Origin of the sequence: Cronobacter dublinensis subsp. dublinensis LMG 23823 (assembly GCF_001277235.1) — a bacterium.
In the GTDB taxonomy this organism is placed as follows: domain Bacteria; phylum Pseudomonadota; class Gammaproteobacteria; order Enterobacterales; family Enterobacteriaceae; genus Cronobacter; species Cronobacter dublinensis.
Genome location: NZ_CP012266.1, coordinates 3003032 through 3017690 on the forward strand (window position 1 = coordinate 3003032; position 14659 = coordinate 3017690).

Consider the following 14659-nt stretch of genomic DNA (forward strand, 5'->3'; position numbering starts at 1 on the left):
GGAGAATTAACGATGAGAAAACTGACCTTAGCCCTGGGACTACTTTTCAGCGCTTTTGCCACCTCCGCTGCTGATATGTCCAGAGGTGCGGATAACTTTTATAAAAGCGATAAGGTGACGCAGCAGAAAGTCACCTTTAAAAACCAGTATCAAATGAACGTGGTCGGCAATCTGTTTATGCCGAAAACAATCAATCAGAACGCCAAAAACCCGGCAATTGTCGTGGGCCACCCGATGGGGGCGGTCAAAGAACAGAGCTCAAATCTTTATGCGCAGAAGTTGGCTGAGCAGGGGTTTGTCACGCTGGCTATCGATCTGTCTTATTGGGGGGAAAGCGAAGGTAAACCCCGGCATCTGATCGCGCCGGAAATCTATACGGATGACTTTAGCGCAGCGGTGGATTACCTGAGCACGCAGGCGTTCGTTGACCCGAAAAACATCGGCGTGCTGGGTATCTGCGGCAGCGGAAGTTTTGTTATCAGTGCTGCCAAAATCGATCCGCGCATGAAAGCTATTGCTACGGTGAGCATGTATGACATGGGATCGGCATTCCGAAACGGACTGAACCATTCCCAGACAATTGAGCAGCGCAAGGCTTTCATCCAGTCGGCTATTGAGCAGCGGTTTGCCGAATTCAAAGGGGGAGAGACAGCGTACATTCCGGGCACCGTGAATAAACTGGACGCCTCCACGCCGGAAATTCAGCGCGAGTTCTTTGATTTCTACCGTACTGAGCGCGGTGGCTACACCGCCCAAGGTGAGAAAGAGGAACTGACGACGAAACCGATGCTGAGCAGTATCGGCAAATTCATGAACTTCTACCCGTTCAACGATATTGAAACCATTTCACCGCGTCCGATGCTGTTTATTACCGGCGACCAGGCCCACTCCAAAGAGTTCAGCGAGGACGCTTACAAACGTGCCGGTCAGCCTAAAGAGCTGTATGTCGTACCTGGCGCAGGACACGTCGATTTATACGATCGAACCGACCTTATCCCCTTTAGCAAGCTGGCAGACTTTTTCCGTAACAACCTGAAATAACGCGTTCAGTTAAGGAGTAGGTGACATGAACTACAAACATCTGGGCCGAACTGGCCTGCGGGTGAGCCGCATCGGTCTTGGGACCATGAACTTCGGTGAACTGACGGATGAACCGACCAGCTTCAGGATTATGGATGAGGCCGTGGATTCAGGGATTAACTTTTTCGATACCGCTGACGTTTACGGCGGGCCTCAGTCACCGGATATGGCAAAGGGTTACGGCACATCTGAAGAGATCATCGGTAACTGGCTGGCCCGTAGCGGCCAGCGTGACCGTATCGTGCTGGCCACGAAAGTTTACCAGCCGATGGACACGGGGCCGAACGACAAATACCTGTCCGCCTACCATATCCGACGGGCGTGTGAGGCCAGTCTGAAAAGACTGAAGACAGACCATATTGACCTCTACCAGATGCACCATATCGACCGGAACACTCCCTGGGAGGAAATCTGGCAGGCCATGGAACAGCTGATCCGCGAGGGTAAAATCAGCTACGTGGGCAGCAGCAACTTTGCCGGCTGGGACATCGCGACTGCACAGTGCAAGGCTGACGCTCGCAACTTGCTGGGACTGGCATCAGAACAGAGCCTGTACAATCTGACCCAGCGCACGGCTGAGCTGGAAGTCATTCCGGCGCTGCGTCATTACGGCATTGGCCTGATCCCCTGGAGCCCGGTCGGGATGGGGATGCTGGGTGGTGTATTGCAAAAAATGGCAGCAGGGCGCAGAGCTGCTCCCCATATGCAGGAACGAATCAATCATTTTAGACCACAACTGGAAGCCTGGGAAGCGCTCTGTGAAGAGATTGGCGAAACCCCGGCCGACGTCGCGCTCGCCTGGTTACTGCAAAATCCGGTGGTCACTACTGTACTCAGCGGACCACGGACGGTTGAACAACTTCGCCAGAATCTCAATGCCTTATCTGTAAAACTGTCGGCGCAAACGCTTAAAAAACTGGATACCCTCTGGCCCGGGCCGGGCGGAGAGGCTCCTGAAGCCTACGCCTGGTAATATTGATTGACGACAATCACTACCGACCTTCGGGTCGGTATTTATCTAAAATCGTTTTCGGCAAACTCAAGCAGGATCATTTTCATCGCTAAGCGTGTATTGGCTGCGTTAATTCCTTAACGTCCGCTCCTCGCTCTTAGCGGACCTTCAGTAGCTCGCCCCCGTCCGCTTTGTGCCAAGAGCAGTCGTTCAGCGGCGAGCGAGCTCTAGTCAAAGTTGTTCAGAGCTGCTTGCAACGACGAAGTTTCAAGTGCAGACTACAACCAGAAAAAACAACTAATTGTGATGAAAAATGGCTGAAAGATACTCAGGCGAAATTACAATGCTGCGGCAGTGGTTTGGTTTTTTGAAAACAGATGATAGTAAGTCGAAACTTTATTTTTCGCGTTCAGAATTGCAGAAAAAGTCTGATTATCGAGTAGGTGATAAAGTCAGCTATATTCTTGGGACAAATAGTAAAGGCCCATGCGCTTGCGACATCAAGCCAAGCGTAGCCCCTGCCGATTTAAACCTCTCTCGAGAGATAGATACGGCTACTGGTCAAGACTACAGGGCCCAAGCAGTGATCGCTCGAGACAATCGGCAATTTGAACAGGCGGAAAAACTTTTTCGAAAAGCTTTTGAAGTATCGCCGTCATTACAGGTGGTTCTCAGCTTCGCCGCAATGGAGAAAAACCGTGGTCGAAAAAAAGAAGCTATGGATGTTTATCGAGAAGGGTTAAAAAAATTTCCTGTAAGAAAAATATATGAAGACGCTGCAACTCTAGCCATTTCTCTCGAGCTTTTTTCGGACGCTCGTAGCCTTCTTACAGAAGCACTCAAGAACGCTAAGCCTGGCACGCATGGTGGGATATATTTGCTTTTAGGGCGAAATGCATTTAAAGAAAACACTAATGCGTCACTCCAAGAGGCACTAATCTATTATGAACGGGCCATTCAGACACTATCACCTGCATCATTTCCTGAAAGCGACCTCAGGTCTCTGAACATTGCCCGGTTACGAAGCAAGCACCATAGGGGAAATCTTGCCTTCAATTTCTTTAATGGTGAAGGTTTTAAAATTATCGACGTTGAGCCCCTCGATGCGGTGACTGAAGGCGCTGATATTGTGGTTGGCATCGTAGATAAAGAGCTAATTGAAAGCTTTGGTGTTGAAACTACGATATTAGTAAGAGTCTACTTCAAGTCACAGGTATCATTAGCTGACATAAATGAACTCACCGAAAAAATTGCGGTTTCTGCTGCTGCGCGCGGCACAGATGAGCAACTATGCCTGATGGTCACTGCATCAGTTTCTGAAGATTTGAAGAAAGTACTGTTCTCAAGAATTGAAAACAAGAATAAACTTTACCCTGCTATAATTCCGCTTTCTCAAGCGGAAATAGAGGGCGGGGAGACTCATGCGACACTGAATGAATTATTTGGGCAGTGGCTTTACCGTAGAGACTTATTTAACGTTAATTTTCCCGTCGTCGGACGAAAATTTTTTGGTCGAAATCGTGACCTTGATGAGTTAAAACATTCAATTGCTGATTCGATGCCAGTAGGGTTGTTCGGCCTGCGAAAGGTTGGAAAGACGTCACTTCTTAAAGAGTTGTCGCGTAGAGCAAGAGATGATGGTGATATCTATGTATATGTCGACCTCTTACGCGTACCTGGAGATGTCAAAGATTTCAGTTGGATATATTGGCGCTTGTCATCGGAGCTTCATCGGCTCGTGTCGTCCAGTGAGACGTTAAAAGTATCTAAGTGGAGGCTAGGTGGGCACTTTGAAAGCGTTCTAGATATACCACATGATTTTCCTGTGGCAACAGCCTTCGACGCGGATCTAACCAGTATTCTTGAGTCAATCAATAGTTCGCCAGCTAACTCAAAGCCCAAATTGGTACTTCTTCTAGATGAAATTGAACGACTTCTTCCTACCTCACAAGGAAAAGAAGGTCTATCAGGCTATTTTGACTTTTTTAGTTACTTGCGGGGTGTTTCTCAAGAATCAAGCTCGTTTTCTCTTGTAGTGACTGGTGCAAATGCGGCGATTTCAGAAACAGCTCAGTTCGAGGAACGTGATAACCCCGCATTCAACTTTTTCAAAGAAATTTATCTTCGACTATTGCCTTCATCTGAATGCAACGCAATGTTAACCGCTCTTGGACGAGGCATGGGTATTAAGTTTGCAAAGGGAGCGGTACCTGCGATTGTTAAATTAACAGGTGGGCATCCGTTCTTCTCAAGGCAGTTCTGCAGTTTTCTTGCCGAAAAATATATTGATCGGCCGTTATTGATCACAGAAGCAATAATAGAGGAAAGTGTTGATCAATATATCCTTTTTTGCGACAAAGATATGCGAGAGATCTTCGAGAGGCTTTCGAGAGATTACCCAGATGAAAAGAATTTTTGTTTAAAGCTGGCATTGGATGGTAACGAAGCGCATATGTCAAGTGAGCTCGTCAAAAGCGGTTCCTCGGGTATGGCACTAAGACACTTATTAGGTTACCAGCTTATTGAACTCGAGGGCGGTCATGCTAAATTCACTATGGACTTACTTGCCCTTTGGCTAAAAAGAAAAATTGGGGAGTTTAAATGATGCATACGTTTGACCCTTTTCAAGCCAACGTCAGTATCTTTGCTGGTAGAAGCAAACTTATAGTTGCTCTGGAGCGCGAGGCTATAAACAGAAGATGTGTGCTACTTTTTGGCGGACGTCAAAGCGGGAAGACAACGCTTCTCCTTAAGGTTCATGAGACTTTGCAGCGATCTGTCAGCGTCGAAAATCTTGATACCTTCACTTGCCCTGTTTATATTGACCTTACCAGACTTCCTGTAGAAGCAACCCCCAGCGACTTCTTTACTTACTTGGTTGTGAGGACTATTGAGTCGTGTAAGGCCACGATTGATGGGTTTCCTATAAATTCCCTCGAAGAAAACAGGTGCGTCACAGTAGAAGATTTTTCATCACGAATATTAAGTATAACCAGTAGTGCTGGCAACGTTGATTTAACAATCTTATTTCTCATAGACGAATCTGAGCGTGTTTTGGGTGAGCGTTTTCCACGCGGATTCCAAGATAACCTTTTTACTATTCTTTATGGGTCAGAATTAGCTGCTCAAGCAAAAATAGGTATGGTTTTTGCGGGGGCTCAACAGCTTTTTGTGTTTTCGGAAGATGATACATCGCCTATAGGTAGTCGAGCGGCATATTATTATATCCAGAACTTTTCAAAAGATGACGTGGGTGTTCTTGTAAAGAACATTGAAACAAGTTATGCACTCTCTATCGAAGAAAATGTTGCTCTCAAACTACATTCCATAACTGGAGGCCATGCAGGGCTTACGGTTAGGTTGTGGGACTTTATTCAACGTAACGAGATAAATACTGTTGAGCATCTTTCTTCGTCGCTTGCGATTTTCCGCACAGAGTGCAGTCAGCTTTTGCGCCTTTGGGCGGTGGCTTTGTCGAAACAAGCGCGAGCTGTTCATGATGTACTGGCGGTCAATGATAAAATCCCTAACAGTCAAGTAGTCTCCATCTTTAAAGATCATGGTTGGGACCCGATGCTTTCTGAAAAGGCCATTGACGAGCTTTTATTCACTGGTATCGGTAAATATGAAAACGGCTTTCTTAGTGCAATTAATGAAGTATATTGGGGTTATATAAAAGAGTATATTTTTGTCGATGAAGTTCCACCCGCCCCCCACAATGACATGAATGATGGCCCCACGCACGATGCCATCTGGAGTTTAATTGAAAGTGCTGAAATCAGCCTTCGCTCCTATGTGCGATACATTTACGAAAAAACTTTTGGTGTGGCTGTTCAGGCAAAGATTGAGCAGGCTCTTGGAGGCGCTGCTTTTAAGAAGGTGCAGGGAAATGTCGTTAAGTCTAATGCGCGCTACAAATATACTCCACGAGACCAGATTTTAGGAATCTTTGATGGCCTATATCTGGGCCAGCTTGGTCAATTAATGCTATGGAGAGACGCGTGGGCAGCCTTCAGTCATCTTGCGCAAGACAAACGAGAGTTGGAAATAATGCTGGCTCCGATCAATGCTGTGCGTACGGATAAAGCCCATTTTTACAGTGTTCCAATCAGGGAGCTTATTCGATGCAAATTACATTGTGAGGATTTGATTTATTTGATAGATCAGCATAGCCCCAAAAACACATTGTAAATTTAGGTTTTACGTATGGGTTTCCTAGCCGAAGGGAATAGGATATTTTAGGAATTTGAGATCATCGCATCCTCTTGTAAATGCCATCGCAAATGATCGCCTCTCGTTCGTTACAATTGGGAGCGATCATGGCGCTGAATGCCGTAGTTTGGTAGTACCGCGAGTACCTCCTTGTCAGCATAACGACTCATAGTCAGTACCTACGGCGCAGACTGATCTGCTCCCTGTTGATTCACACAGAATGTGACCTGCCCCCAGTATTAGATACAACCGTCAGTTAGTAATGTCGGTTTGTTTATCTTCATATTTTTCATTTCGCCACCGTGCTGCAAACTCTGATGGCGTCTGATAATTCAGTGCCGAATGTGGACGACACTCGTTATAATCCTGCCGCCAGTCATTAATGATTTTCCTGGCGTGAACGATATCGCTGAACCAGTGCTCATTCAGACATTCATCGCGAAATCGTCCGTTAAAGCTCTCAATAAATCCGTTCTGCGTTGGCTTGCCCGGCTGGATTAAGCGCAACTCAACACCATGCTCAAAGGCCCATTGATCCAGTACGCGGCAGGTAAACTCCGGCCCCTGGTCAGTTCTTATTGTCGCCGGATAGCCTCGAAACAGTGCAATGCTGTCCAGTATACGCGTGACCTGAACGCCTGAAATCCCGAATGCTGTGGTAATTGTCAGGCACTCCTTCGTGAAGTCGTCCACACAGGTCAGGCACTTTATCCTGCGACCGGTGGCCAGTGCGTCCATGACGAAATCCATCGACCAGGTCAGGTTGGGCGCTTCCGGGCGGAGCAGCGGCAGACGTTCCGTTGCCAGTCCTTTACGACGTCGTCTGCGTTTTACGCCCAGCCCGCTGAGATGATAAAGACGGTACACGCGCTTGTGATTAACCTGAAGGCCTTCACGGCGCAGTAATTGCCAGATGCGGCGGTAGCCAAAACGCCTGCGCTCCAGTGCCAGCTCAATAATGCGCTCTGATAAATGCGCATCAACCGCCGGACGCTGAGCCTCGTAGCGGCAGGTCGACAGAGACAAACCTGTAAGCCTGCAGGCTCGACGTTGCGACAGACCGGTTGCATCACACATAAACTCAACGGCTTCCCGCTTCTGGCCTGTCGTCAGTACTTTCGCCCCAGAGCCACCTGAAGCGCCTCCTTATCCAGCATGGCTTCGGCAAGCAGCTTCTTGAGTCTGGCGTTCTCTTCCTCAAGCGACTTCAGGCGCTTAACCTCGGGCACCTCCATACCGCCATACTTCTTGCGCCAGGTGTAAAAGGTGGCGTCGGAAATGGCGTGCTTACGGCAGAGCTCACGGGCAGAAACCCCGGCTTCAGCCTCGCGGAGGATACTGATGATCTGTTCGTCGGAAAAACGCTTCTTCATGGGGATGTCCTCATGTGGCTTATGAAGACATTACTAACATCGCGGTGTATTAATCAACGGGGAGCAGGTCACGGCGTCGCGCATCGAGTCGCCGGCGACCCGCAGAACATAGGTGGATGAGGGGTGTGCAATGAGGTGGGAAACGAGATCAATTCCACTGTCGATATAATCGGCGGCAGGGCTCGGGAAACCAGCAGAAATCAGGTCTGCATAGAATGGGATGCTGACTGGCTTAACCGGTAAGACGAGGGGGTGTATTTTCATTATGTACCTCCTGTAAAAATTACTGTGTATTTATACAGTATTTTCAGGAGGTAACGAAATCAAGACGAAGCGGCCTATTAATCGTAACGGCAGAGCAGTTTTAACAGCTGCTCTGCCAGAAAAACGCTCCGCCTTATTATTCGCCGCTTACGGTGACCGGGGGAACCGGCCAGACAGCTTTTCGGGAAAACCGTCTTGTTGTGGAACCTCACGTAATGCCTTCCGGTAAGCGCCCCATGCTTCTTTGTCGGTCGGCGCGTCAGGAATCATTGCCCAGTAAGAGTTGGAAAAGGTACGTCGAGTTCGGGCGGACGTGCTTTGGAATAACGCAGCCTGATTGTCAGTATTTAAGCTAATTGAGCTGAATCTTATGTGAAAAGAAAAATAAACCTCAATATACGCAATATAATCCGCACGGACATGAAATTTAATACAATATGTAGTGTTTTGATATGAGAGAAACTATGGATATTACATTCATGCCAGTTCCACACCCCTATAAGCCTAGAGATATATTCTCTATATATACTAGCATGCTTTACTGAAAAGTCATAAGATCGGCTGCTCATTATTAACTATGCGGAGCGAACAATGTTAAATAGTGTTTTTTTTAAGAAAATATCGACATTCAATGCAAAACTCGATTCTTCACAAAAAGTAATTAGAAACCTAATTATATCCATGTTTATTCTATATTTGCTTTCTTTATCGGGAAGTGAGAAATTATGGAAAGGCTTTTTTATTATAACTTTAATGTATTGGTCTTATGCAGTAGTGAGTTTCTTAATTAAATTATATAAAAAAGCATACGAAACAACTTTAGGTAAAGGAATTTTAATCCTGGCAAGCTCTATTTGCGTAAATTTAGCTCTATGCCTTTCGGGAATAATAATAAATGACATCACATCTGTATCACCGTCAAATTTCCCTCACTCTTTAATATTCATTGCCACTACAATGATCCCCTTGATTATCCCCATTGTTATGTCACTGCCATTTACTATCATCCTGATAACATTGCCTTTATGGGGTTGGTTTTTTGTATACGATGAAAAACTTATTAAATTCTTATTTCCAGGTTACCAGCCAAACAACAAAACATTCCTGCATAAGGTGACTTTGTTAATACAAATGTTTTTAGTCGTTGTTTATTGTTCCTTCCTATTCCATCTTGCAACACTCAAGGGCAACGATTACATGTCTTACATAAGCTATAAATCTCAATGGTTAATTTACAATCTAGAGATGTTTGATAAAAGCAAATGTTCTAATTTCATTAAAGGGAAAGTTGCATTCATTGGTGATGATAAAATCCTCGTTGCTACAAACCAAAACGAAACCTATTCATTTAAGCTCATGGAATGTGAAGCAAAGTAAAGAAAAAACCTTTGCCAGCTCAACGTTAAATTTAAAATATTAATAATTTGAGAAAGTTCATCATCGGCCTTTAAATATGGCAGTATAAATTTAACCCCGTTCACCCATACCCACTTCTTCCCAGAAGAGGATATGGGCTGACACTTCACTGTAAAAATATCATGTTAATGATTTAATAATTTCGTTGTTTTGACAGGAGTCATATTTGGGGGCATGACAATGAAAGTTATTTTCTCTACCAGAGAGTAATGCGATCAAATTATTCCCCGCTTACGGTGACCGGGGGCACCGGCCAGACAGCTTTTTCGGGAAAACCTTCTTGTTGTGGAACCTCACGTAATGCCTTCCGGTAAGCGCCCCATGCTTCTTTGTCGGTCGGCGCGTCAGGCATCATTGCCCAGTCAGAAGCGGCAATAAGTCGATCGCGCTCGGCGCGCACTTCTGCTAGTGTAAGGAGAGTAATGTAGCATTATCACAGGCACTCAGTGAATGCCTGCTGTAATGCCTCAGCAGCCGGCGTCAGGCCGTGCGACAGCGCGACGGGCCCACATACAAGCTTCTTGCATTTTGGTCCTAGCGATAGAAAGACAGCGGCCAGCTTCATGCGCTTCAGCTGAATGGTTACCAGTCACTGTCAGCTCATCCTGCACCCAAGCCTTCTGCTTCTCCAGTAACTGGCAGAACTCACGGCTGACTTTCTTCAGCTCGTTCATGTCTTCGATTTCTTTCGTTCCCAGTGTGCGTAGCCCTTAACGGTGCTTCCATCCTGTGGTTTTGCTTCGCTCATTGATTTACCTGTGGGTTGATGGTCCAGCTTCGCGGCGCTTCACAGCGTGGCTAACCGTGTTGTGCAGAGGGGATAACATCATCAGGCGCACTCGTAAATGCGCCTTGTGATGGTAACTTTGATAGTAATAAGGCGGCGAATCAGTCTGGCATCTTCGCGCTCCAAACAGACCATATTTCTGGATTGGCAGACATACGGCATATTTTCTTTCAATCTAAACCATTACTTACCCACCCGTTATTTTTGTGTACAAATTACCCTTAAGCTTGATTAAAGCTAATTCCTGAACCTGATACCAGCAATAAAAAGCACCCTATATAACCCACTGAAGATATAGGGTGCTTACTTTCAAAATTATTCTATTTGAAAATTAATCCTTCCATTTTTCAATTATGACGTTCACAGAGCCTGAATCATCCTGACGTACCCAGTCTTCTAAGAACAGATTAAACGCGCCTCCTTGTGGAAAGGCATGCATCTGAGACGAAGCTTTAAGACCGTCATTATTCAAACCATAATAACTCACAGCAGCGGTTTTATCTGTGGTGGTCGTACGATCATAGGTCATTAGTGCAGCGGATTTAGATTTCGTATTTCCCGCTTGGCCAGTGGCAAAGTCAACTCCAGCTGAAGCCGGGTCAATACGGAAGCGATAAACGCCTGAAGGCACACTTGTTTCACTGTAAACACTACCTCCGGGAATTGTATTAGTATAACCATCCAATACAACGGTTTTATAAGGCTGCCAGTCAGCCATAGCTGAAAAAGATGCGATCACAGAAACAGCTACGATTGAGGCTTTAACAATTTTCATCATAATTTATTTTCCTTAAGTGAGTTAATCAAAGCCTTATTTATATCTTTTGAAAGGCTCGGATTATTGTTTGCGCTTGCAAAGCGCATAAAAAAGCCCCGCATTAGCGAGGCCGATATTGCTTTTTTGCTGATGGTGAATCTTCTTGGGGGTTGTCATGGTCGCAGGCTTCGCTATTCCTCACGGAATTGCTTGCCCACTTACGGCTTACCCGTCAGCAAGATTTCGATCACCATCCTTACGGGGTAACACAATTTATTTGAGGCATTGCTGCCGGATGTAGTCCTGCAGATAGTTAACCTGTTTGGTCACTGTTTCGATTCCATCCCTGAGGGTGAAATAATCCCGTTGAGCGGAGTTTGTAAGTCTGGCGGTGGGAGCATCGCCCACGTCGCTGGTGCCGGATGCTCCGTTCGCGGGACAGGTGGCGTTGAGCTGCAACCGCTTACGGCCAGCAGCCACATCGCGCTCAAGCTGTGCAATATTTTTCTGAGCATCCGCTAAGTCCTTCGTATATTTCGCATCAAGAGCCGCTACGTCGCGCTGACGGCGCTGCATATCCTCAATGTCATCTTTAGCCAGTTTTAATTCATGATTAACGTTGGTTAAAGATGCCTCGGCTTTTGTGAGCGAGGCCCGGTAATAAAGCGCAAATCCAACAGCAGCCAGGAAAAGTAACGGCTTCCACCATGCACGGGAAAAGCTCCATAGCGCAGTCATCAGAGCACCCGGCGAGCTGCCGCATAGCGGGCCTGTCTGTCTTTCATCCCGTTCTGCCCACCGTTAATGATCTGCGTGACGCGCAGCAAATCGCCCGGATATTTCAGACAGCCTTTGCTGGTATAGAACCATGCCGCAGAGCGCGCAGCGCTGGCCTCTTCGGAAAGCAGCTCCGGGGTGCTGACAAGGTCGAGTTTCAGCGCGCTGCTGCAGTCGCGGTAATTCTCGAGCCCCGTAATCTGGATTAAGCCGCGCCCGCGATATTTCCAGCCATCACCCGAGGTGTTATTACCGAGGCGCTTGCTGTAAACCAGATTGGCTATCGCGCGCTGACGCTCAAGGGGGAGCACCTTTTCATACGTGCGGCGGCCCAGCATGTTGGCCTGATCCTGAGTTAACCGACCAGCACGGACAAAATCGCTCAGCCCGGCGATGCTGTAGTTGAAGCTCTCCACCAGCCTGGTAAAGCCGGTGCTTTCATGGCCTACCTGCGCAATGAACATTGCCTGATCAATCGGCGCAGTGATGCCGTACTCGCGCATCGCCGCATCAATGTGCGGGAACCAGCGCGCAGCTAAGCCGGCGCTTAAACCAGCCGCCTGCTGAAATTGTTGTTGGTTCATTCGGGCCTCAGTACCTGAAACAGGCGCGCCACGTTGCCCCTGGCACGGAACACGGCGGCGCAGATGATTAAATTGATGATGACCGACGCCCAGTGTGTGTGGACGTAAAAGTCAAAGGCGTAGCGGAACGGCACCGAGGCATACGCCAGAATAATCAGATATGCCAGCCACGATGCCCACCAGCGGTGACGGGCACCGGGCTTGCGGAACAGCATCAGCCTCAAAACAATGGCCGAGCACGTCGCCACGTTGGTCAGTACCAGCGGATCACTTATTACCATTGGCTCCCCCTCTCCACCGCTGGAACCACTGCGCAGGGTCTTGCTGGCTGGCGAAAGTCAGGATTTTAATCGTCAGCGCAGAGAGGATAACGGCCCCCAGTGCATCAAGCGGCTTGTCGCTGTATTCCGTCCAGCTGGCAAGTTTGGAGCCCACCAGCCCCGCACCGTAAACGCCAGCGATGTACGAAACAACAAAATAGGCTGCGCGCCGGATCAGGGTCAGGTCTGCCGCGGTGGCAACATAAAAGACCGCACCGGCAAACGCGCCAAAAATTACGCCGTAATCTGTGCCGGTCAGCAGTCCGTAGATGCTCGCACCAGTAAGCGCAGCACCTGCCGCGACAGTTCCCGAAACCGGATCGGACATGTAGCCCCCTCTTTTGCTGTGCATCCTCTCTGAGCGAGGGGAAATGAAAAAGACCCGCCGGAGCGAGCCTGAAGTAAATGAACCGCGAGGAATTAAGCTGCGGTTGAGCTGAAAATAAAAATATACACACCATACACATCAAACCATTTGCAGTGGTGTGTATAGTGTGTATAATTACTTCATCAGTTAGCGAGACGGAGGAGACTTGAAGAGTTCGGAACTGATAAGGCTGTTAGAAGAACATGGCTGGACGTTGGTAAGGATTAAAGGCAGTCACCACACGTTCAAACATCCAGATTCTCCTAACCTTGTGACAGTACCCCATCCCAGCAAAGAGATTAAAACCGGAACCCTTCGGCAAGTACTCAAAAAAGCAGGGATCAAGTAATCAGGAGCGCGCCCTACGGGGCGCACCTTTACGACGAATACCACGGGGATTTACGTATGCATTACCCAGCATTTATTGAGATAGATAAAGACGGATCCGCCAGCGGGTGGTTTCCTGATGTTGATGGCTGTATCTTCGCCGGGGATACGGTCGAAGAAGCTATTGCCGACGCCAGAAGCGCAATTGATGCGCACTTCGAAGCGTTAGCAGAAAATGATATGGCGATACCGAACGCCGGTAAGATGCAGGAGCACATCGCAAAAGATGCCGCAGCGTATAAGAACGGCCAGTGGGTTCTGATCCCGGTCAACATGGACAAATTCGATGGTCGCGCGGAAAGAATAAATATCACCTTGCCGCATCGGTTATTGCACCAAATCGATAGCGCGGTAAAAAATAACCCGTCATATAGCAGCAGAAGCGCATTTATTGCGGCTGCTACGCGCAACGAGTTGCATAAAGCAGGCTAACCACTTCCTCCGTCTCCCTGCTTTTGAGCCCCGGCTTTATGTCGGGCTTTTTTTCGCCAATAAAAAACCCGCTCAATGGCGGGTTCTGAACGGTGGATACACAATGCCCATCGTTAGAGAAATCCTACCCGATTTTTTTGAACTTAGCAAGCATCATGCCGTCAAAATGTTTAATCAGGCTTCTAACGTGTGATTTCGCGCAGCATTTTTTCCGCGAATGCTTCCTCCTGCCAGCATTTCGTCACCAGCAGGTTAATGACGTCAGCAAACCCGCTGTACCACTGGTAATCGGTCATATCAGGCACCAGAACCTGCACCTGACGGCGCGCCAGAGTGGTGGGAAGACGTGCAAACCCTTTACCACCACATCGCTCACACAGCTTTTGCACCGGCACGCCGTGTAACTCGGTACGCTTACGGTCGAGCGCCGTTCCCCGTCCCGAGCAGTCCCGGCAGGCCGTACTGATAATCCCCTTCCCACCGCAGTGCTTACAGAGTTCTTCCACTTCCTCTACGCGAATTGTCGCATCCACGCCTTTCACGCCAGGATGCTTCACCACCTCCCGACGCACGCGCTTAACCCCTTTTCCTTCACAGTGATGGCATTCGCAGCTGCTGGCTGCCGAGCGCGCATAGTCGCTGTAGGCGAACTGAGCCAGACAAAGGGCCATTTTCGCGCGCGCGCGCTCACCGAGTTTTTTCATTACGCCGTTATTTAGCGCGAGCGCATATTTAACCAGTCCATCAACAGCTGGCTGCGGATCCTGGATGCCCATTTTGGCGAGGAAGAGGTTGAACCCCAGCGCCGCCTTAGACTGGACGAGACCCTGTGCGGCCATTACATCCGAGATGGTCAGCGCGGCGCTGCTGGTGGCTGGTGTCTCATCATTGAGTTTCGGTGATTTCGGGGAATAGAACTTTGGTAAAGCTTCGAGGTTCATGTGTGGTCTC

General features: G+C 48.0%; 17 protein-coding genes and 1 pseudogene. 7 read left to right on the forward strand and 11 right to left on the reverse strand.

All coding sequences use genetic code 11. The features are described from left to right. The first annotated feature begins 12 nt into the window (after positions 1–12). The 4 genes from AFK67_RS13755 to AFK67_RS13770 all read left to right on the forward strand — a co-directional run bounded on the left by AFK67_RS13755 (position 13) and on the right by AFK67_RS13770 (position 6223). Positions 13–1041 (forward strand): alpha/beta hydrolase, encoded by a 1029-nt coding sequence (locus tag AFK67_RS13755; RefSeq protein ID WP_007731883.1) that lies wholly within the window; start codon positions 13–15, stop codon positions 1039–1041. A 25-nt stretch (positions 1042–1066) separates the two neighbouring features. Then, a complete protein-coding gene (locus AFK67_RS13760; RefSeq protein ID WP_007731885.1) occupies positions 1067–2053 on the forward strand; it encodes an aldo/keto reductase in 987 nt (328 codons plus the stop codon). Between the two features lie 292 nt (positions 2054–2345). Continuing rightward, positions 2346–4637, forward strand: coding sequence for a hypothetical protein (locus AFK67_RS13765; protein ID WP_144421364.1), 2292 nt, complete (start codon positions 2346–2348; stop codon positions 4635–4637). Beyond that, on the forward strand, positions 4634–6223 hold the full coding sequence (locus AFK67_RS13770; protein ID WP_007731207.1) for an AAA family ATPase: 1590 nt from the start codon (positions 4634–4636) through the stop codon (positions 6221–6223). The genes AFK67_RS13765 and AFK67_RS13770 overlap by 4 nt, the downstream gene beginning before the upstream one ends. A gap of 273 nt (positions 6224–6496) precedes the next feature. Here the strand turns inward: AFK67_RS13770 and AFK67_RS13775 are convergent. The 3 genes from AFK67_RS13775 to AFK67_RS23665 all read right to left on the reverse strand — a co-directional run bounded on the left by AFK67_RS13775 (position 6497) and on the right by AFK67_RS23665 (position 8313). Next, a protein-coding gene (locus AFK67_RS13775; protein ID WP_085958808.1) for an IS3 family transposase occupies positions 6497–7617 on the reverse strand; the annotation gives its coding sequence in 2 pieces (ribosomal slippage) (positions 6497–7359 and positions 7359–7617; 1122 coding nt in all). A gap of 33 nt (positions 7618–7650) precedes the next feature. Continuing rightward, positions 7651–7881, reverse strand: coding sequence for a S24 family peptidase (locus tag AFK67_RS23465; RefSeq protein WP_235508994.1), 231 nt, complete (start codon positions 7879–7881; stop codon positions 7651–7653). Positions 7882–8028: 147 nt separating this feature from the next. After that, a complete protein-coding gene (locus AFK67_RS23665) occupies positions 8029–8313 on the reverse strand; it encodes a phage tail assembly chaperone (RefSeq protein ID WP_081591074.1) in 285 nt (94 codons plus the stop codon). Between the two features lie 159 nt (positions 8314–8472). On the opposite strand from AFK67_RS23665, the gene AFK67_RS23080 reads away from it, so the two are divergent. Continuing rightward, positions 8473–9258 carry a hypothetical protein gene (locus tag AFK67_RS23080; protein WP_038883206.1) on the forward strand — a complete coding sequence of 262 codons (786 nt, stop codon included), beginning with the start codon at positions 8473–8475 and terminating at the stop codon, positions 9256–9258. Positions 9259–9517: 259 nt separating this feature from the next. Here the strand turns inward: AFK67_RS23080 and AFK67_RS23670 are convergent, their stop codons facing one another. The 7 genes and pseudogenes from AFK67_RS23670 to AFK67_RS13820 all read right to left on the reverse strand — a co-directional run bounded on the left by AFK67_RS23670 (position 9518) and on the right by AFK67_RS13820 (position 12850). After that, positions 9518–9697: a tail fiber assembly protein gene (locus tag AFK67_RS23670; protein WP_200863221.1), complete on the reverse strand. Its 180-nt coding sequence runs from the start codon at positions 9695–9697 to the stop codon at positions 9518–9520. 67 nt (positions 9698–9764) lie between these two features. Next, positions 9765–10045, reverse strand: a pseudogene (locus AFK67_RS23470) (Acb2/Tad1 domain-containing protein). A gap of 370 nt (positions 10046–10415) precedes the next feature. Next, complete coding sequence (locus AFK67_RS13800) at positions 10416–10862, reverse strand: hypothetical protein (protein WP_032967679.1); 447 nt, start codon at positions 10860–10862, stop codon at positions 10416–10418. Positions 10863–11114: 252 nt separating this feature from the next. Continuing rightward, on the reverse strand, positions 11115–11579 hold the full coding sequence (locus AFK67_RS13805; RefSeq protein ID WP_032806383.1) for a lysis protein: 465 nt from the start codon (positions 11577–11579) through the stop codon (positions 11115–11117). Beyond that, on the reverse strand, positions 11579–12202 hold the full coding sequence (locus tag AFK67_RS13810) for a glycoside hydrolase family 19 protein (protein ID WP_053532902.1): 624 nt from the start codon (positions 12200–12202) through the stop codon (positions 11579–11581). The genes AFK67_RS13805 and AFK67_RS13810 overlap by 1 nt, the downstream gene beginning before the upstream one ends. Further along, complete coding sequence (locus AFK67_RS13815) at positions 12199–12483, reverse strand: phage holin family protein (protein WP_007709085.1); 285 nt, start codon at positions 12481–12483, stop codon at positions 12199–12201. Before AFK67_RS13815 ends, AFK67_RS13810 begins: the two co-directional genes overlap by 4 nt. Beyond that, positions 12470–12850, reverse strand: a complete 381-nt coding sequence (locus AFK67_RS13820; protein ID WP_007747946.1) for a phage holin family protein — start codon at positions 12848–12850, stop codon at positions 12470–12472. The genes AFK67_RS13815 and AFK67_RS13820 overlap by 14 nt, the downstream gene beginning before the upstream one ends. Positions 12851–13055: 205 nt before the next feature. Between AFK67_RS13820 and AFK67_RS22105 the strand changes: the two genes are divergently transcribed. Together AFK67_RS22105 and AFK67_RS13825 are read left to right on the forward strand one after the other, a co-directional pair. Beyond that, a complete protein-coding gene (locus AFK67_RS22105; protein WP_071602705.1) occupies positions 13056–13238 on the forward strand; it encodes a type II toxin-antitoxin system HicA family toxin in 183 nt (60 codons plus the stop codon). A 56-nt stretch (positions 13239–13294) separates the two neighbouring features. After that, positions 13295–13708, forward strand: a complete 414-nt coding sequence (locus tag AFK67_RS13825; protein ID WP_007728176.1) for a type II toxin-antitoxin system HicB family antitoxin — start codon at positions 13295–13297, stop codon at positions 13706–13708. Positions 13709–13890: 182 nt separating this feature from the next. Here AFK67_RS13825 and AFK67_RS13830 read toward each other — a convergent pair whose 3' ends face one another. Then, complete coding sequence (locus AFK67_RS13830; protein ID WP_007728178.1) at positions 13891–14649, reverse strand: antitermination protein Q; 759 nt, start codon at positions 14647–14649, stop codon at positions 13891–13893. Positions 14650–14659 lie beyond the last annotated feature (10 nt).